Raw genomic sequence first — 18,202 nt, forward strand, 5'->3', positions numbered from 1 at the left:
CTTCGCGGAAAGGATACGGCTCACTTGGGAATACTTCATGTTTTTTTGCGCATCGATTTCCCTGTTTGCTGACCCTCTCTCCGGTTCAATCTCGCAGAGAGGGTTTTTCGTGTCGGTCGTTCAGTCGGTCAAGCTCCTCCTATAATAGAAATCGGGGAGAGATGGATTGTGATGGAGAACAAACGAATATGGAGTAAAATGGGATTATGGCTGGCCGCCGCTTTGATGGCGCTCAGTCTTGCCGCATGCGGCAGCAACGGGGACAAGGCAGGATCTTCGCCTTCCGCTTCGCAGGAGTCCTCGCCGAGCGCCTCGGCCCCGCAGGAATCCTCGCCGTCCGCATCCGCGCCGAGCTCCGAGGAAGCGGCCGCTCCGTCCGAGACGGTCTATCCGCTGGCGCTGAAGGACAGCACCGGCACGGACGTTGTATTCGAGCAAGCGCCGGAGAGAGTCGTCACGATCGCTCCGTCCGAGACGGAAGTGATGTTCGCGATCGGAGCGGGCGCCAAGGTCGTCGCGGTGGACAACTACAGCGATTATCCGGAAGAGGCGCAAGCGCTGGAGAAGGTCGGCGACATGAACACGAATCTGGAAGCTTTGCTGGCCGCCAAGCCCGACGTCGTATTGGCGCATAGCGGCATGCAGGCGAACGTCATCGAGGAGCTGCGCAAGCTGGACGTGAAGGTGTTCGCTTCCGATCCGAAGACGCTGCAGCAGGTGATGGAGAAGATCGGGACGGTCGGACAGATCATGAACGCGCAGGAAGGCGCGGCGCAGGTGGTCGCCACGATGAACGACGAGCTGAAGCGGGTTACCGACGCTCTGCAAGGCGTTGCCGCCAAGAAGGTGTATATGGAATTTTCGCCCGGCTGGACGGTGGGCAGCGGCGAATATATGGACGAAGTGCTGACGCTCGCCGGCGGCGACAACGTGTCGAAGGCGAACTCCGGCTGGTTCGAGGTCGATCCGGAAGCCGTCATCCAGGCGAATCCGGAAGTCATTCTTTACGCGGTTAACCCGAACTTCGATCTCGGCATCCCGCAGGCGATCAAGGAGCGTCCGGGCTTCGACGCGATCGACGCGGTGAAGAACGACCGGATGTTCGCGGTGGACGACAACTCGATCAGCCGCGTCGGACCGCGCTTGACGAAGGTGCTGTACGATATGGCGAAAGCGATCCATCCCGAACAGGTGAAATAGGATGCGCGGCAAATGGACGATCTATATGGGAGGAGCCCTTGCGCTCCTCCTTTGTTCGATTATTTTGAGTCTGTCCCTCGGCGGCGCGAACGTGCCGATCGGCAAAGTGTGGAGCATTCTGCTTCAGCACGTTCCCTATGCGAACGAGCTGCTGGGCCTTGGGCCCGTCTCGACGGGCGCGGCCGATCCGGACGAGACGATCATTATGAAGGTGCGCTTGTCGCGCGTCGTGCTGGCGGTGCTCGTCGGAGCGGCTCTCGCGCTGGCCGGAGCGGGCTTCCAGGGCGTGCTGCGCAATCCGCTGGCCGATCCTTACACGCTTGGCGTGGCGACGGGCTCGTCGGTCGGAGCGGCGTTCGTCATTTTGTTCGGCCTGCAAATGTGGATCGGGCAACTGACGATTCCCGCGGTTTCCTTCCTGACCGGGCTTTGCACGTTGTTTATCGTGCTGCGCCTGGCTTATCATCGAGGCAGGATGGAGCTGGAGACGCTTATTCTGTCCGGCGTCGTCGTACAGGCCTTTTTCGGCTCGATGGTGTCGTTCATGGTGTCGCTCTCCAAGAGCGTCGTAAACGAGATCGTGTTCTGGATGATGGGCAGTCTGTCGATGCGCGGCTGGAATCATTCCCTGATCGTGCTTCCCTATGTCGTCGTCGGCGCCGTCGTGCTGATCTCGCTGAGCCGGGAGCTGAATCTGTTTGCGCTAGGGGAGCGCCAGGCGATGCATCTGGGCGTGAACGTGCAGCGGACGAAGCTGATCGTGCTGATCGTCTCTACGCTGTTGACGGCGGCGGCCGTATCGGTGTCCGGCGTCATCGGCTTCGTCGGCCTGGTCGTGCCCCATCTCGTGCGGCTGGTCGTCGGCCCGGACAACCGGATCGTCGTGCCGCTGTCGATCGTCATGGGCGGCGTTTACGTGCTCTGGTCGGATACGATCGCCCGTCTGGCGCTCAGTCCGAAGGAAATTCCGCTCGGCGTCGTGACGGCGTTTATCGGCGCTCCGTTTTTCGCTTATTTGCTGTGGAAAAGGAAAACGAGAGGCGGGGAGGCGAAAGCATGATCGAGGCCAAAGCGCTGGACTATCGGATCGGCGAAGCGGATATTTTGCACGGGGTCGACGTTCGCGTAGGCCGGGGAGAGTTTTTCGGCATTATCGGTCCGAACGGAAGCGGCAAGTCGACGCTGCTTAAGCTGCTGTCCGGCATCGAACGGCCGCTCCGCGGGGAAATCTCGCTCGGAGGCCGGACGCTGGACGGCTATTCCCGCAAGGAGCTGGCCCGACTGCTGGCCGTTCTGCAGCAGGACGCGCTTCCTCCGCTCGGCTACACGGTGCGCGAGGTCGTCGAGATGGGGCGCTTTCCGTATCAGAGCTGGCTCGGCGGCGAGAAGACGGACCCGGCGCAGCTTATCGACAAGATCATGGAGGAGCTCGACTTGGCGCGGCTGTCCTCCCGGCCGGTCGCCGAGCTGAGCGGGGGCGAGCGGCAGCGGGCGGCGCTGGCCAAGACGCTGGTGCAGGAGCCGGTCGTGCTGATGCTGGACGAGCCGACGACGTTCCTGGACATCGGCTTTCAGCTGCAGATGATGGATTATATCCGCGTCTGGCAGCGGGACAACGGGCTGACCGTCGTGGCCGTGCTGCACGACTTGAATTTGGCGGCGCAATATTGCGACAGGCTGCTCGTGCTGCACGAGGGCAGGGCGGCCGCCGTCGGCGCCCCCGGGGAAGTGCTCGTGCCGAAGCTGGTGCGGGAAGTGTACGGGACGGAGCCGATCGTGCTCCCGCACCCGGACAGCGGCGTGCCGCAAATTCTGCTGAGAGGGAGGTAGACGGATGACGACGAACTTGCCAAGCGAAATCCAGGAGATCGCAAGCCGCATTCGCCCGCTGGACGAAGAGGCGATAAGGGCGGCTCAGGCGCGGCTGGACAGCTTGACGAAACCTCCGGGCAGCCTCGGCAAGCTCGAGGCGGCGGCCAGGCAGGCGGCCGGCGTCACGGGAGAGGCGATGCCGGAGCTGTCGCGCAAAGCCGTTATCGTAATGGCGGGCGACCATGGCGTATGCGAGGAGGGCGTCAGCGCGTTTCCTCCCGAGGTGACGGCGCAGATGGTATTGAATTTCCTGCACGGCGGCGCGGCGGTGAACGTGCTTGCCCGCCATGCCGGCGCGGACGTCGTCTGCGTCGACGTCGGCGTGAACGCCGACCTGTCGCATCCCCGGCTCGTCGCGCGCAAAATTCGCCGGGGTACGGGGAATATCGCCCGCGGCCCGGCGATGTCGAGGGACGAGGCGATCGCGGCGATCCGGGTCGGCTGCGACGTCGTCGCCGAGCTTGCCGCGGCCGGCACGCGCGTCTTCGCGACCGGGGAGATGGGCATCGGCAACACGACGCCAAGCGCGGCGATTCTGATCGCGCTCGGCGGCTTGACGCCGGAGCAGGCGGTCGGCCGGGGAACCGGGATCGACGATGCGCGGCTGCTGCATAAACGGGGCGTCGTCGAGCGGGCGCTGGCGGTCAACGCCGTCGACCCGCGCGATCCGCTGGACGCGCTGGCCAAGCTGGGCGGACTGGAGATCGCCGGCCTCGTCGGCGTCATTCTGGGCGCGGCGGCCCATCGCGCCCTGGTCGTCGTCGACGGCTTTATTTCGTCGGCCGCCGCGCTGGTCGCCAGTCGGCTCGTGCCCGCCTGCGCGCCCTATATGCTGGCTTCGCATCTGTCGCTGGAGCAGGGTCACGGGAGCATGCTGGAGGCGATCGGGCTGTCTCCGATGATTCATATGGACATGAGACTGGGGGAAGGCACCGGCGCGGTGCTTGCCTTTCATTTCCTCGACGCCGCCGTCCGCCTTATGGGCGAGATGGCGACGTTCGAGAGCGCGGGAGTGTCGCAGCAATGAGACGAGAGAAGCATAAACGCGCCGACGCGGAAATCGGCGGCACGCGGCGGGACAAAGCCGTCTCCCGGGTGCTGATGGTGCAGGGAACGGCCTCGGACGTAGGCAAGAGCGTGCTGGTCGCCGCCCTCTGCCGGATCTTCGCGCAGGACGGCTGGACGGTGGCGCCGTTCAAGTCGCAGAATATGAGCTTGAACAGCTGCGTGACGCCGGACGGCAAGGAGATCGGCAGGGCGCAGGGAATGCAGGCCGAGGCCTGCGGCATCGCGCCTACGACGGATATGAATCCGATTCTGCTCAAGCCTTCGTCCGATCGGGCGTCGCAGGTCGTCGTGCACGGCAAGCCTTATCGGACGATGGACGCGTTCGGTTACCGGACCGAGTATTTGACGGAGGCGGGGGAGATTGCACGAGCGGCGCTGGAGCGGCTGCGCTCGAAGTACGAGATCGTCGTGCTGGAGGGCGCCGGCAGTCCGGCGGAGATCAATCTGAAGGATCGCGACATCGTCAACATGCGGATGGCCGCGTGGGCGGACGCTCCGGTGCTGCTGGCGGCGGATATCGACCGCGGCGGCGTCTTCGCCGCCATCGTCGGCACGCTGGAGCTGCTGGAGCCGGAAGAGCGGGACAGAGTCAAAGGCTTCGTCATCAACAAATTCAGAGGCGACGTCGAGCTGCTCAGGCCGGGGCTGGAATGGCTGGAACGCCGCACGGGCAAGCCGGTCGTCGGCGTCATTCCGCACATCCCGGACCTGCGCCTGGAATCCGAGGACTCGCTTTCGTTCCGTCCGCCTGCGGGCTCTGCGCGGGGACGCGGCGACCGGCTCGATATCGTCGTAATCCAGCTGCCGCGCTGGTCAAATTTTACCGATATCGACCCGCTGCTCGCCGAAGCGGACGTCGCGGTCCGCTTCGTGACCGCGAAGAAGGAGTTCGGCTTTCCGGACGCGGTCGTTCTGCCGGGCACGAAGAACACCGCGGAGGATTTGCTGTTCCTGCGGGAGACCGGGCTCGATCGCTGCATTCTGGACCACGGCGAACGGGGAGGCTGGCTGACCGGCATATGCGGAGGCTACCAAATGCTCGGCGAACGCCTGAACGATCCGGAGGGAATCGAATCCGCGCATGCGTCGCTGCCCGGGCTGGCGATCTTCCCGATGGTCACGACGTTCGGACGGGACAAGAGAACCGAACGCGTGGCGGGAAGGGCGCAGGGCTGGAGCCCGGACCCGGAGGACGGCGAACGGCAAGCGGCGAGCCACGAGATCGAAGGCTACGAGATTCATATGGGGCGCACCGCTTTTACCGGGTCCGTCGCGCATCCGCTCAGCCTGGTTTCCGCCGAGAGCCGAGGCGGCGCGTCGTACCGGGAAGGAGCCCGGTCGCCGGACGGCAGAGCTTGGGGGACATACGTGCACGGGATTTTCCATAACGACTCGTTCCGGCGCGATTGGCTGAACGCGATTCGTGCGTCCAAGGGCTGGCCGCCCCTCGCGGGGGAATTGAATTACGGCGGGCTGCGCGAAGCGGAGTTCGACCGGCTGGCCGAGCAGGTGCGGGCGCATCTGGATATCCGCAAGCTGTACGAGCTGATGAACGAAGGGATGGAGGGATCGCGGTGAACAAAAGCGAAGGCGTATTGGAGCCCTACGGGCACGGGGGCGACCTGTGGACCGCTTCGGCGAGGTTCGGCGTCCGCCCGGAGGAATGGCTGGACTACAGCGCCAACATCAATCCGCTGGGCCCGCCTCCGTCGGTTATGGAAGCGCTCGGACAATGCCGGACCGCGGTCGTCAGCTACCCCGATCCCGGCCACCGCGAGCTGAAGAGGCTGCTTGCCGGCCGGCTGAACGTCGCGGAAGACGAGTTGCTGATCGGCAACGGAGCCGCCGAGTGCATTGCGCTCGCGCTGTCCGGCCTGGACATCCGTTCGGTCGGAATCGTCGCTCCGTGCTTCTCGGAATACGCCCAGTTGGCCGAAGCCTGCGGGGCGGAGGTGCGGGCGGTCGTCGGGCGCGAGGCGAACGGATTTCTGGCCGAGCCGTCCGAGCTGGACGCTTTGCTTGAGCGGACGGACCTGCTGTTCCTCGGACATCCGAACAATCCGACCGGCCTGACGTATCCCTTGGAGCAGCTGCGGGAGATCGCCGAGCTGGCCGCCCGGCATTCGGCGTACGTCGTCGTGGACGAGGCCTTCATCGACTTCATCGCCCCGGAGGAGCGCGCAACGCTGCTGCCCGAGCTGCGGAGATACCCGCATGTGCTGCTGCTGCATTCGATGACGAAGTTTTACGCCATTCCCGGCCTTCGGCTCGGGTACGCGATCGCCGCTCCCGGGGCGATTCGGAAAATGGCTCGCAAACAGGTGACTTGGAGCGTCAACGGGCTGGCGCTGCTGGCCGGACAAGCCTGCCTGCGTCCGGAAACCGCGGAATACGAGCGGAGGACGAGAGAGCTTGTCGCTGCCGAACGGGCGTATTTGCGGCGGGAGATCGCCGCCCGGCTCGGCTGGCGCACCTGGGCCGGAGCGGCGAACTTCCTGCTGATCGAGCTGTCCGGCGGCTGGACGGCCGAACGGCTGCAGGAAGCGCTCGGTCCGAAAGGCATTCTCGTGCGAAGCTGCGCCAAGTACGACGGTCTGACGGAACGGCATATCCGCATCGCGGTGCGCGGACGCGGGGACAACGAGCGTCTGCTTGCGGCGTTGGCGGAGGTTATGCGGGAGGAGACGGCGAGATGAACATCGTGATGGTCAGCGGCGGCGTTCGCTCGGGCAAGAGCGCCTATGCCGAACGGCTCGTTCGGGAGCGCTCGGCCGCCGCGCCCGCCAAGGTGCTGTACGTCGCCACGGGCCTCCGCTACGACGGAGAGATGGACGCGCGCGTCGACAAGCACCGGGCCCGGAGGCCGGCCGAGTGGGACACGCTCGAATCCGCGTCCGAGCTGTCCGCGACCGCTTATGAAGGTTACGAGATCGTGCTGGTCGACACGCTGTCCGGCTGGATCGCCAACCGGCTGATGGCCGTGCCCGAGGAGCGCTGCCGCAACGAGGAGACGACGGAGAACGTGCTGCTGCGAATCGACGGCTATATTGAAGAGCTGACCGCTTCGCGGCTGAGCGAAGCGATTATCGTTACCGACGAGGTCGGCTGGGGAGGCGTGGCGATGTCTCCGCTGGGCCGCTGGTTTCAGGACGTCGTCGGGGAAGCGAATCAACGGCTTGCCGCCCGCGCGGACGAGGCGGTCGTCGTCGTAAGCGGTCTTCCGTGGAGGTTGAAGGGATGAACGCATTCTGGCAGGCGGTCGGTTTTCTGACCCGGTTCCCCGTACCGAAGCGGGCGCATACGCTCGAAGGCTGGAACGACAGTCCGAAATATTACCCGCTCGTCGGCCTGCTGCTCGGCGCGGTGATCTGGCTTGCCGCCCGCTTGGCCGAGCTCGGCTTCGGGTCGGCTGCTTCCCCGGTGGCCGCGGCGCTTGTCGTCGCCTTCTGGATCTATGCGACCGGGGCGCTGCATCTGGACGGCTGGATGGATCTCGCCGACGGGCTGGGCAGCCAGCGCAGCCGCGAGCGGACGCTGGAAATTATGAAGGACAGCCGCGTCGGGGCGATGGGCGTCGTCGCCGCGATCGTGCTGATCCTGCTTAAGGTCGCCGCCGTGCAGCAGCTTGCCGCGGCGGGCGCGCTGCTCGCCCTGACGGTCGTCCCGGCGATGGCGCGGGCGGCGCTGCTGGGGGCGATCCGCTTCTTTCCCTATATTCAGCGGGAAGGAGGGCTAGGCAGCGGCTTGCGCGGCGGCGTCACGCCCGCCGCTCTGCTCGTCAACGGGCTGCTTGTGCTTGCAGCGTCCTTCGCGGCGGGGCGCTGGATGGGCGTCATCGCCTTCGCGGCCATCCTGCTCGCCGGAGGACTGTTCGGACGATCCATCGTGCGCAGGCTGGGCGGATTTACGGGAGACGTCTACGGCGCGCTGATCGAAGGCGCGGAGACGCTCGCGCTGCTGGTTTTGCTGATTCTAAACACAGAGGGGCGTTTATGAGGATGACGACACAACCTTTTCGCCGCGGAGCGGCCTCTTACGCATCCCCCTTGTGGCCGGAGCTGAGCATCCGGTACGAGACGGACCATATCTCGATCGCATGCGGCCGCAGCTACGAGACGCTCAGCAACGCTCCCTACAGGGGAGGACCGGGCAGCGGAGAACGGTTCGTCAATTGGAAGGTACCGCTTAACTACGACTGCGCCGACCCGGCCGCGATGATGCATGAGGCGCTGATCCGGTGGGGCTACGATCCCGCCAAGGCGGTCGGCCTGCAGACGGCGGCGCATCTGACGCACGCCGCCTTCGCCGAGGAGGCCGGCGACGAATGCCGGCTGCTCGTCTGCGCGTCGGCCGGCACGGGCAATGCGGCGAGGGCGGGCCTGGCGCGCGAGACCTTCTCCGCTTACGAACCCGGGACGGTGAACCTCATCGTCCTCGTCGACGGAAAAATGACGGAAAGCGCGAGGGTCAACGCGGTCATCACCGCCACGGAAGCGAAAAGCGCCGCCTTCGCCGATCTCGACGTGCGCGATCGCAGCCTCGGCCGCACGGCGACGGGAACGTCGACCGACGCCGTGCTCGTCGCCGTCAGCCAATCGGAGCGTTCCCGATACGTTCACCGGTACGCGGGCGCCGCGACGACGATCGGCAACGCAATCGGCCGGCTCGTCTACGCCGCCGTTCACGAAGCGGTCCGTACCCAGGGAGAGCCGTAGATGAACCCCGAGATCGCCATCGTATTAAGCGCGTTCGTCATCGACCTGGCGGTCGGCGATCCGCGCTCTCTGCCGCATCCCGTCGTCGGCATGGGGCGCGTGATCGCCAAGCTGGAGCGGCCGCTTCGCCAGGCGGCGGCAAGCCCCTTGCTCCGGCGGCTTGCCCGCCCGCTTGCCCATCCGCCGGGCGGCTCTGCCGAAGACCGGGCGCTGAAGCTCGCCGGAATCGCCTACCCGCTGCTGCTCGTCGGCGGCTCCTTCCTGGGCGGCTGGGGCCTCCTCTTCCTGCTCGGCCTGCTTCATCCTTGGCTCGCTTACGGAGCGGCGGCCTGGCTGATCTCGACGACGATCGCGGCCAGAGGACTGGGGGACGCCGGCATGGACATCTACCGTCTGCTGAAGGAAAACAAGCTGCCGGAAGCCCGGCACGCGCTGTCGATGATCGTGGGGCGCGATACGGACCGGCTCGGCGAGAGCGAAATTACGCGAGGCGCGGTCGAGACGGTGGCGGAAAACATCGTGGACGCGATCATTTCGCCGCTGTTCTATGCGTTCATCGGCGGCGCGCCTCTGGCGCTCGCCTACCGGGCCGCGAACACGCTCGATTCCATGGTCGGCTACAAGAACGAGAAATACCGCAATCTGGGGTGGGCGTCCGCCCGGTTCGACGATCTGGCCAACTGGATTCCGGCCCGGCTGTCGGCGCTTGCCATCGCGGCCGCGGCGGCGCTGCTGAAGCTGCGGGCGGGTCGCGTTCTCGGGACGGTTCGGCGCTTCGCCCGCCTGCATCCGAGCCCGAACAGCGGCTTCCCGGAATCCGCCGTCGCCGGCGCTCTCGGCATCCGGCTCGGAGGCTTGAACCACTACAAAGGCGTGCCGTCGGATCGCGCGCGGATGGGAGAGCCGCTGGAGCCGCTCAAGGCGGAGCACATTCGTCTGGCCGTGCGGATTTTGTACCTCTCCTCGATTCTGTTCGTCGCGGCCGCGGCCGGAGTGGCGTTCGTCGTCAGACATATCGTCTCACATACATAAATTTCCTGATCGGAGCCCATACTGAGAGCGAGTAAATTCTTGGAAATGGGCTGATGCACATGTGTAACCGGTACTCGCTGACGGCGGAGCTTGCGGATTTGACGGAGCATTTTCACATCGACAGGGTTCACGTGCCGTACTTGATGCGGTACAATATCGCACCGACGCAGCAAATTCCGATCATTCAGCAGATCGGGGAGGAGCGCTGCCTGAATCAGCAGCGCTGGGGTTTAATGCCGTACTGGGGCAAAAACTCGGTTAACGCGAACGTCGACACGCTGTCCGACAGACGCTACTTGCGCAATATGCTGACGAAAAAGCGGTGCGTCGTGCCGTGCAGCGGATTTTACGTATGGAAAGTCGAGGGGAAAACGAAAAGCGCGTGGCGCGTCGTGCACCGGAAAAAGGCGACGTTCGCCATACCCGGCATCTACGACGTCTGGCTCGATTCCGAGCGGAACGAGTATCCGATGTGCACGGTTATTACGCGCGGGAACGCCTTCGGCACGAACCATCCGCTGCCGGTCGTGCTGGACGGCGAGTCGATCGACCTGTGGCTGAATCCGAAGGAGACGAGAACGGAAGTGCTGCAATCGCTGCTGAGCTCGCTCGAGGATGCCGATTTCCGGATCTACCCGGTCACTCCGTACGTCGAAAATATGGCGTGGGAGACGCCGGACTGCATCGCGGAAGTGCATCCTTCCATGGCCCTCTCCAAAGTCTGAGTCGGGCGGAGAAGGGGCTGCAAGGAAGCGCCGCAGGAAGGCCGCAGGACGGGCTGTCGGCATTAGCGTCGCCGGATAGGGACTTTTCCGCCATCGTCGGATGGCCGGGGCAGTCCCTTGTTCGCGTTGGCGGGACAGGGGAAATGACGCTACAGCATTGTCGTTATCTGTTGTATAATGTTTGCTGTCTATTAACTTGGATGCGGGGGTAGCGCATTGGCTCAGTTGTACTTCAAATACGGGACGATGAACAGCGGCAAATCGTTCGAAATCATCAAGGTGGCGCATAATTACGAGGAGCAAGGCAAGCCGGTATTGATCTTTACGCCGGTTATCGATACGCGCAACGGAGCGGACATGGTCGGGACGCGGGCGGGTTTTACGCGGCCGGCGATTCCCGTGGACGAGAACACGAACCTGTACGACGCCGTCAAAGCTCAGCTCGACGAATCGGGCCGCTATTACTGCGTGCTCGTCGACGAGGCCCAATGGCTGAAGAAGCGGCATATTCTGGAGCTGGCCCGCGTCGTCGACGAGCTGGACGTGCCGGTCATGGCGTTCGGGCTGAAAAACGATTTTCAGAACGAGCTGTTCGAGGGCAGCTACAACCTGCTCGTCTACGCCGACAAGATCGAGGAGATCAAAACGATCTGCTGGTACTGCGACCGCAAAGCGACGATGGTGATCCGCTTCAAGGACGGCGTTCCGGTTAACGAGGGCGAGCAAATCCAGGTCGGCGGCAACGAGGACTACAAGCCGGTGTGCCGCAGGTGCTATAACGAGGCTTTCAGGAGAAAATGAAGCCGTCGGCGAAGGGCCTTCCGCCCCTCCCGACGGTTTTTGCGGCGGCGGGCTAGCCGGGCAGGCAGACGCTTTGTCCGGCGCCGAACACGGTTCGTTCGACGTTCGAGTCGGTTCGTTCGGCGTCCGGGGCGGTTCGTTCGGTATCTGAATCGCTCCATTCGGCATCCGAGTCGGTCCGCTTGGCGCCGTCGGCGGAAGAGCCCCGTCCGCAGGGCAGCTTGATCCCTACTTTCGTTCCTTGGCCGACCTTGCTTTCGATCTTGATATTGCCGCCGTGGTTCTCGATGATTTTAAAGCTGGTCATCATGCCTAATCCGTTTCCTTTTTCTTTTAGAGTGAAGAAGGGCTGTCCGATTTTGTCCAGCTTTTCCTCCGGAATCCCGCACCCTTGATCGGTTACGAAAATATGGGCCTGGTCCCCGACGGCGTGCAGTTCGATCCGGATTTCCCCGCCCTCGGGCATCGCGTCGATCGCGTTTTTAATAATGTTGATAATCACCTGCTTGATCTGGTTTTCGTCGCAATCGACGTAGAGCGAAGGCAGCGAGCAATCGAAGAGAAGATTGACGCCGTTCATGATCGACTGGGACTCCATCAGCGTCGTGACGTCGGTCAGCAGCTGCCGCAGGTCCTTCGATTCCAGCTTGGCTTCCATCGGCTTGGCGAGCACGAGCAGCTCGGTCAAAATCAGTTCGATGCGATGGAATTCCGAGAAAACGATTTCAAAATAATGTTCCTTGACGCCTTCGGTTTTCATCAACTGCAGAAAGCCTTTGATCGCCGTCAACGGATTGCGGATTTCATGGGCGACGCCCGCGGCCATCTGTCCGACCAACGAGAGCTTTTCCGAGTTGTGAAGCATTCGCTCGGTTTTTTTGCTGTCCGAAATGTCCTGGATTTGCGCGATGATATACGGGATATTCGTTGCTTCGCTGACGACTTTCGACGAGTGCAGCGAGACCCAGATCGGGCGGCCGTCTCGATGGACGTAACGCTTCTCCAGCTTGATGATATTCAGTTTCCCGTCCACCAGATGATGAAATTGTTCCATGCTTGCCGGGCAATCTTCCGCGAACGTAACGTCGAAAATCGTTTGCTCCGTCAGCTCGGCTTCCGAGTACCCCAGAATTTCGCACAGCGATCGATTAACGCGCAGCCATTTGCCCGTATCCGAAATGAGAGCCATTCCGATCGGGGCGTGATTAAAGGCTGTTGAGAAGAACAGAGAATCATTCGATCTAAACAATTTTCGGCAACCTCCCAGATGAAAGTGGACTATTCTTATCTATTTCTATAGACGTTAATCTAAACCTTCCTTGTTGAAATTTTCTTTCCGCGCCGAAAACGGAGCGAATTCGCAAGGCGAATTTCGGGCCGTCGCCGTACGAATATCGGATGAAAGCGTTGTTGTATTGCCCGTGAGCCGCTAGAATAAGAGGAAAAGACGATCAGGGGGAAACGCGAATGAGCATGGACAAAGAATGGATCAGACTATGGCCGGGCGGCGCGCCGGGCGCGCAGGGCAGCGGGGATGAGGATACTCCGGCGCTGCAGGCCTATCCGGTTCAAGAGCAAGGAAGAGGGGCGGTTATCGTCGTTCCCGGCGGCGGGTACGGCATGCGCGCCGACCACGAGGGAGCGCCGATCGCGCGATGGCTGAACGGCATCGGCCTGGCCGCGTTCGTGCTGCGCTACCGGGTCGCGCCGTACCGGCATCCGAATCCGCTGACCGACGCCCGGAGAGCGGTGCGTTACGTGCGCCATCATGCCGGGCAATGGGGGATCGATCCGGGGAAAATCGCCGTGCTCGGCTTCTCCGCCGGAGGGCATCTGACCGTGTCGGTCGGCACCCATTACGACGGGGGCCGTCCGGATGAGGAAGATCCGGTCGAACGGGAGTCCTGCCGTCCGGATGCGATCGTTCCTTGTTATCCGGTCGTCACAATGAAGCGCCCGCATACGCACGAAGGGTCTTTGCACAATTTGTTCGGCGAGAATCCCGATCCTTCGCTTGCGGATTCGTTCAGCAACGAGACGCAGGTGACGCCGGACACGCCTCCGGCCTTCATCTGGCATACGGCCGACGACGAGGCCGTTCCGGTCGAGAACGCGCTGCTGCTGGCGGGTGCGTACAGCCGGAACAAGGTGCCGTACGAGCTGCACGTCTATGAAACGGGAAGCCACGGATTGGGCCTGGCGGAGGGAGACCCGCGCATTGCGACGTGGACCGAGCTGTGCGGGTCCTGGCTGATCAAGCGGGGCTGGTGACGGCGCCGGTGAAGAGCCCGGCGGCGTCGCGGCCGGGATGAGATAGGAGCTGCGTCAATGTTATTCGTCTGGATCGCGCTATGGGCGGTCGCGCTTATTTTGCTGCTCGCGGACTCGCGTTCTCCCGTCAACCGGAGGCTGAGCGCGGTCGCCTTGTGCGGAGGAGCGGGAGCGCTCTCGGCGACGCTCTCGGAAACTTTTATTCCGTATATTCGCGAGAATCGCCCCCATGCCGGCCTGGAGGACGCGCTGTATTCCGTGCAGGCGGCGGCTTCTCTGACCTCTTATTACGGGCTGCCGTATTTCCTGCTGCTGTTCGCTTTGGCTTACCGTCCGGTCAGGCTGCGGGGCACGATGCGTTGGACGGTTCCGCTGCTCCTGCTGCTGCCGATCGCCTACTGTCTCGCGTTTACGCCTCCGTATAATGAATATCGTCCGGTCTCCCACTCGCTCGTCGTCTGGTGGGCGGTGCCTTATTTTCTGCTTGCAGCCGGGATCGTCCTGTCCAAAAAAACGGGTCATCGCACGTTGTCCCACACGCATTGGATGATCTGCCTGGCCGTGCTGCCGACGGCGCTGCTGTCGATGGTGATGAGCTACGTGCTGCCGAGTCTGGGCATGCTGCGAATGTGGCGGTACAATGTGTGGTTCGTCGGTCTCGGCGTCGCGGTGTTCCTGATCGGACTGTTCACGTACGGATTTCTCGGGATGAGGCTGCTCGTCGACAGGCGGCGGCTCGATTCTACGCTGCGGGCGGTCACGTCGGGGACGGCCATTCTCCACCATGCGATCAAGAACGATGCGGGGAAAATGCGGCTTTTTACCGATAAAATGAAGAGCTACGCGGCGTCGACGAACCAATCCGGGCTGCTGGAGGATCTGGAGGTCGTGCAGAGGGCTTCGAGCCATATTCAGGAGATGATCTCCCGCGTGCACCGGCGGACGGAGGATTTGGAGATTCGGCCGCAGGACGTTCGGTTGGACGAGCTCGTTCGCGAGACGATCAAGCCGTTCGTGCCGCGCTTCGGGCAAGTGCGGCTGGAGCTCGACCTGGCGGAGGGCTGGAGCTGCCGGATCGATCCGGCGCAGACGGGAGAAGCTCTGGGCAACGTCGTGTCCAACGCGTTGGAGGCGATGAATGGGCAGGGCGTTCTGACCGTATCGTTGAAGGAAGGCAAGCGGGAGCTGACGCTGGAGGTGCGGGACACGGGACCGGGGATGAGCAAGGATCAGGCTGCTCAGGCGTTGGAGCCGTTTTATACGACAAAAGGCGGGGCCGGCGGGTTCGGTCTCGGGCTGCCGTACGCCTATCATGTCATGCGCAAGCACGGAGGCTCTCTGCATCTGGGCAGCCGGCCGGGCTCAGGTACGAGCGTGTACATGGCGTTTCCGAAAAGGAGCGTTGGGGCGGTTAAATCGCCGCATTTGCCGCTATCCCGTCCGGTCAGTAAACCGGCGGATGGGGCGCCTGCGGCTCGGGAGGAAAGCTAGCTATCCCGTTCGCTCAGGCTATCCCGTCCGATCAGGAGATCGCTGGAAGGGACGCCGGCAGCCCGCGATGAAGCTGGCTGTCCCGTTCGCTCAGGCTATAGTCCGCTGTCGATAAGGAAGGAGATGCTATGTGGATGGAACTTATCAAAGTCGGAATCGTCGAGGACGACAAGGATTGGCTTCGCGGCCTGCGCGCTTATTTGGACGGCCAATCGGATATTGAGGTTACATTCGCGACTGACGAGCCTGGGGTGTTGCGGGAGGAACTGGCTTCGGGGCGTTTTGCGGCGGATGTGGTGCTGATGGACATTATGCTGCACGGCGAGCCTGAAGGCGTTCGGTTGGCGGAGGAGGTAGCGGCGGCTGCGAGAGCCCGCGTCGTTATGCTCACCTCGATGGAGGAAAAGGAGCTGATCTTCCGTTCCTTCCAGGCGGGAGCGATCGACTATCAGATCAAAAGCGACTTTGAGTCGCTTCCTGACGCGGTTCGCGCCGCGGCAAGAAGGGAATCCCCGATCAGTCCGGCGGCGGCCGAACGGATGCGCGAGGAGTTCCGGAGGCTGAAACAGCTCGAGCGCGAGTTCGAAAAGAAAAAAATGCAGGACCTGATCACGCCCTCCGAGCTGGAGCTGCTGAAGCTGATCGACAAAGGCTACACCCAGACGGAGATCGCAAGCCGCCTCGTCCTGTCGATTCGCACGATCAAAAACCACGTCAACCACATCCTAAAAAAGCTCGGCTCCAAAGGCTCCAAAGAAGCCGCCCGCGAGGCGAAGGAAAAGGGGTTATTTTAAAGCTGCCAGCCCGACGAACTTCCGCCCAATAGGGTCGTCCCATGTGCTAGCGACGTTTAATCCACCTGCACTCCCGGAGCATTCCCTCAAGCAACATACTTTACTGATTTCCCAAGAGCGACTGAACTCCGGGGCGGCGACGAGGTACCAAGAGAAGTTGGTACTTTTTTTTGCGCGCCGATTTTCTAGAATGAAGTTAGCGGAAGTAACGCACAATTTCCAAATAAAGCCTACGAAAATGGGGAGGATGAACGAATATGGCGACAGCGGGTTTCGAACCTTTCTCGGCGGCGCACGCGCTGGGGGTGGCGATGGCGGCGGCGATCGTCGTCGGGATCGTGCTGTTTCGCAAGCGGCTGCGAACCCCTCGCGCGAATCGCCGTGTCAGGCATATCCTTGTCGCGACGCTCGTCGGCTGCGAGCTGTCGCTGCAAGTGTGGTACGGAATGACGGACAATTGGGGCCTGTATTCCTTGCCCTTTCAGCTCTGCAGCGTCATGATGTGGCTGTCGGCGATCGTGCTGCTCACGCGCAGCCGCAAGCTGTATGAGGTGACGTTTTTCCTTGGCATCGTCGGCGCGCTGCAAGCGCTGCTCACGCCCAATCTGGACGCGGGATATCCGGAATTTCGCTATTTTCATTTCTTTATTGCGCATGGCGCGATTATTGGAGCGAGCGTGTTCCTGACCGCGATCGAAGGCTACCGTCCAACAACGGCCTCGGTTTTCCGGGCGCTCGGCTGGCTGCATGTCATTGCGGTTCCCGCCGCTGTTACGAACGCGCTCGCCGGCACCAACTTTATGTTTCTGGCCCGCAAGCCGAGCACGGCGTCCCTGCTCGATCTGCTGGCCCCTTGGCCGTGGTATTTGCTTGAACTCGAACTGGTTGCGCTCGCGCTGTGCTTCCTGATGCTCGGCATCGTCAGGCTGGTCGACCGCGCGCTTCGTACCGACTCCGCCCAAGCGTCCCGTCCCCGGTAACCGGAAGGCGCCCAAGCGATTTTTTTTCGCGGCAGGGAGCCGCTTCGTCCCGCAGATGGAATAGGATTCGCATTCCTGGAGGAAACCGCAGCGGGTCAGTCGAATCCGCAGCACATTGCGGAAGGCTTTCTCCGTATCCACAAGGGGAGTAGAGTTCTCATTGCATGAAGGAAACCGACAAGCTTCCGTCGAATGTTATTCGCAGCATTTTCTAGGTTCGCGGCATTTCTCGGAGGGGGCCGCGGGGGACTTGCGGGGAGCCAGAAGCCGCGCTTAACGTGCCGGAAGCCGCATCGAACGAGCTGGAAGCCGCATCGAACGAATTGGAAGCCGCCTCCAACAAGCCGGAACCCGATCTCGCCCCGGAATCCAAGCCCGACGAAGCGAAAATGTGAATCCTGTTACATTCAAAGGGAAAGGAATGTGGTAAGTTTTCTACTACGGCAAGGCGACAGGAGGGGACGTCCGTGGAGACGGAGGCGCTGCAGAAAGTTGAACAATTGGCTTTGAAAAAATCCCGAATCTACGAACAGAGCTTGCTTCGCTACATCGCGCGTTCCATGCTGGCCAGCATGTTCATCGGCTTCGGCGTTATCGTCGCCTTCAAGACGGGCAGCTATTTTTACAACGTGCAGTCCCCGATGACTTATCCGGCGGCGGCCGCCACGTTCGGCTGCGCGATCATTCTGATCTCCTACGGCGGGGGAGATTTGTTTACCGGCAACACGTTCTATTACAGCTACGCGGCGCTGCGCCGCAAAATGAGCTGGACGAGGACGGTAAGGTTATGGATCGTCAGCTACGCGGGCAACATTCTGGGAGCGGCGGCGTTCGCCCTGCTCATCTACACGACGGGGCTGTTCGAGGAATCGTCGGTTAACGGCTTTCTGCTCAGCGTCGTCGAGAAAAAGATGCACGCTCCGGCAATGGAGCTGTTTTTTCGGGGAATTCTGTGTAACTGGCTCGTCTGCCTGGCGTTTTTCGTGCCGATGTTCATGAAGTCGGACGGGGCGAAAATGTTCGCGATGATGCTGTTCGTCTTCTGCTTCTTCATCTCGGGCTACGAACACAGCATTGCCAACATGTGCACGTTCGCGATCGCGCTCGTTCTGAACCATCCGGGAACGATCACCTGGGCCGGCGTCGCGCACAACCTGATTCCGGTAACGCTGGGCAATCTCATCGGAGGCGGGCTGCTGCTCGGCTACATGTACTACTACGTTAACAAACCCTTTATGGAAGAATAGAAATAT

At 62.4% G+C, this 18,202-nt stretch carries 18 protein-coding genes; 17 read left to right on the forward strand and 1 reads right to left on the reverse strand.

Annotation, left to right across the window (positions count from 1 at the left end; genetic code table 11):
- Positions 1-171: 171 nt before the first annotated feature.
- The 12 genes from ACFFT4_RS22570 (at position 172) to ACFFT4_RS22625 (ending at position 11,413) form a co-directional block, all read left to right on the forward strand.
- Positions 172-1,200 carry an ABC transporter substrate-binding protein gene (locus tag ACFFT4_RS22570; RefSeq protein WP_378051266.1) on the forward strand — a complete coding sequence of 343 codons (1,029 nt, stop codon included), beginning with the start codon at positions 172-174 and terminating at the stop codon, positions 1,198-1,200.
- A 1-nt stretch (position 1,201) separates the two neighbouring features.
- Entirely contained in the window at positions 1,202-2,260 is a 1,059-nt protein-coding gene (locus ACFFT4_RS22575) for a FecCD family ABC transporter permease (RefSeq protein WP_378051113.1), read from the forward strand.
- Positions 2,257-3,030 carry an ABC transporter ATP-binding protein gene (locus ACFFT4_RS22580; protein WP_378051114.1) on the forward strand — a complete coding sequence of 258 codons (774 nt, stop codon included), beginning with the start codon at positions 2,257-2,259 and terminating at the stop codon, positions 3,028-3,030. The genes ACFFT4_RS22575 and ACFFT4_RS22580 overlap by 4 nt, the downstream gene beginning before the upstream one ends.
- A gap of 4 nt (positions 3,031-3,034) precedes the next feature.
- On the forward strand, positions 3,035-4,099 hold the full coding sequence (gene cobT / locus ACFFT4_RS22585) for a nicotinate-nucleotide--dimethylbenzimidazole phosphoribosyltransferase (protein WP_378051115.1): 1,065 nt from the start codon (positions 3,035-3,037) through the stop codon (positions 4,097-4,099).
- A complete protein-coding gene (locus tag ACFFT4_RS22590; protein WP_378051117.1) occupies positions 4,096-5,718 on the forward strand; it encodes a cobyric acid synthase in 1,623 nt (540 codons plus the stop codon). Before cobT ends, ACFFT4_RS22590 begins: the two co-directional genes overlap by 4 nt.
- Positions 5,715-6,836 carry a threonine-phosphate decarboxylase CobD gene (cobD, locus tag ACFFT4_RS22595; RefSeq protein WP_378051119.1) on the forward strand — a complete coding sequence of 374 codons (1,122 nt, stop codon included), beginning with the start codon at positions 5,715-5,717 and terminating at the stop codon, positions 6,834-6,836. The genes ACFFT4_RS22590 and cobD overlap by 4 nt, the downstream gene beginning before the upstream one ends.
- Positions 6,833-7,381: a bifunctional adenosylcobinamide kinase/adenosylcobinamide-phosphate guanylyltransferase gene (locus ACFFT4_RS22600; RefSeq protein WP_378051120.1), complete on the forward strand. Its 549-nt coding sequence runs from the start codon at positions 6,833-6,835 to the stop codon at positions 7,379-7,381. The genes cobD and ACFFT4_RS22600 overlap by 4 nt, the downstream gene beginning before the upstream one ends.
- Positions 7,378-8,136: an adenosylcobinamide-GDP ribazoletransferase gene (gene cobS, locus ACFFT4_RS22605; RefSeq protein WP_378051121.1), complete on the forward strand. Its 759-nt coding sequence runs from the start codon at positions 7,378-7,380 to the stop codon at positions 8,134-8,136. Before ACFFT4_RS22600 ends, cobS begins: the two co-directional genes overlap by 4 nt.
- A gap of 2 nt (positions 8,137-8,138) precedes the next feature.
- Positions 8,139-8,855 (forward strand): adenosylcobinamide amidohydrolase, encoded by a 717-nt coding sequence (locus ACFFT4_RS22610; RefSeq protein WP_378051122.1) that lies wholly within the window; start codon positions 8,139-8,141, stop codon positions 8,853-8,855.
- Positions 8,856-9,887: an adenosylcobinamide-phosphate synthase CbiB gene (gene cbiB, locus ACFFT4_RS22615; RefSeq protein ID WP_378051124.1), complete on the forward strand. Its 1,032-nt coding sequence runs from the start codon at positions 8,856-8,858 to the stop codon at positions 9,885-9,887.
- Between the two features lie 53 nt (positions 9,888-9,940).
- A complete protein-coding gene (locus tag ACFFT4_RS22620; RefSeq protein ID WP_378051125.1) occupies positions 9,941-10,612 on the forward strand; it encodes an SOS response-associated peptidase in 672 nt (223 codons plus the stop codon).
- A gap of 216 nt (positions 10,613-10,828) precedes the next feature.
- Positions 10,829-11,413, forward strand: a complete 585-nt coding sequence (locus ACFFT4_RS22625) for a thymidine kinase (RefSeq protein WP_378051126.1) — start codon at positions 10,829-10,831, stop codon at positions 11,411-11,413.
- Between the two features lie 52 nt (positions 11,414-11,465).
- Here the strand turns inward: ACFFT4_RS22625 and ACFFT4_RS22630 are convergent, their stop codons facing one another.
- Positions 11,466-12,662, reverse strand: a complete 1,197-nt coding sequence (locus ACFFT4_RS22630) for an ATP-binding protein (RefSeq protein ID WP_378051127.1) — start codon at positions 12,660-12,662, stop codon at positions 11,466-11,468.
- 218 nt (positions 12,663-12,880) lie between these two features.
- Between ACFFT4_RS22630 and ACFFT4_RS22635 the strand changes: the two genes are divergently transcribed.
- The 5 genes from ACFFT4_RS22635 to ACFFT4_RS22655 all read left to right on the forward strand — a co-directional run bounded on the left by ACFFT4_RS22635 (position 12,881) and on the right by ACFFT4_RS22655 (position 18,196).
- Positions 12,881-13,684, forward strand: coding sequence for an alpha/beta hydrolase (locus ACFFT4_RS22635; protein ID WP_378051128.1), 804 nt, complete (start codon positions 12,881-12,883; stop codon positions 13,682-13,684).
- A 57-nt stretch (positions 13,685-13,741) separates the two neighbouring features.
- Positions 13,742-15,175, forward strand: coding sequence for a sensor histidine kinase (locus ACFFT4_RS22640; RefSeq protein ID WP_378051130.1), 1,434 nt, complete (start codon positions 13,742-13,744; stop codon positions 15,173-15,175).
- Between the two features lie 134 nt (positions 15,176-15,309).
- The gene (locus tag ACFFT4_RS22645) at positions 15,310-15,969 is read left to right on the forward strand and encodes a response regulator transcription factor (protein WP_378051131.1); all 660 of its coding nucleotides are present in this window, start codon (positions 15,310-15,312) and stop codon (positions 15,967-15,969) included.
- A gap of 257 nt (positions 15,970-16,226) precedes the next feature.
- Positions 16,227-16,949, forward strand: coding sequence for a YwaF family protein (locus tag ACFFT4_RS22650; RefSeq protein WP_378051132.1), 723 nt, complete (start codon positions 16,227-16,229; stop codon positions 16,947-16,949).
- 467 nt (positions 16,950-17,416) lie between these two features.
- Positions 17,417-18,196 (forward strand): formate/nitrite transporter family protein, encoded by a 780-nt coding sequence (locus tag ACFFT4_RS22655; RefSeq protein ID WP_378051134.1) that lies wholly within the window; start codon positions 17,417-17,419, stop codon positions 18,194-18,196.
- Positions 18,197-18,202 lie beyond the last annotated feature (6 nt).

It is taken from the genome of Cohnella cellulosilytica (assembly GCF_042431195.1).
Lineage (GTDB): Bacteria > Bacillota > Bacilli > Paenibacillales > Paenibacillaceae > Cohnella > Cohnella cellulosilytica.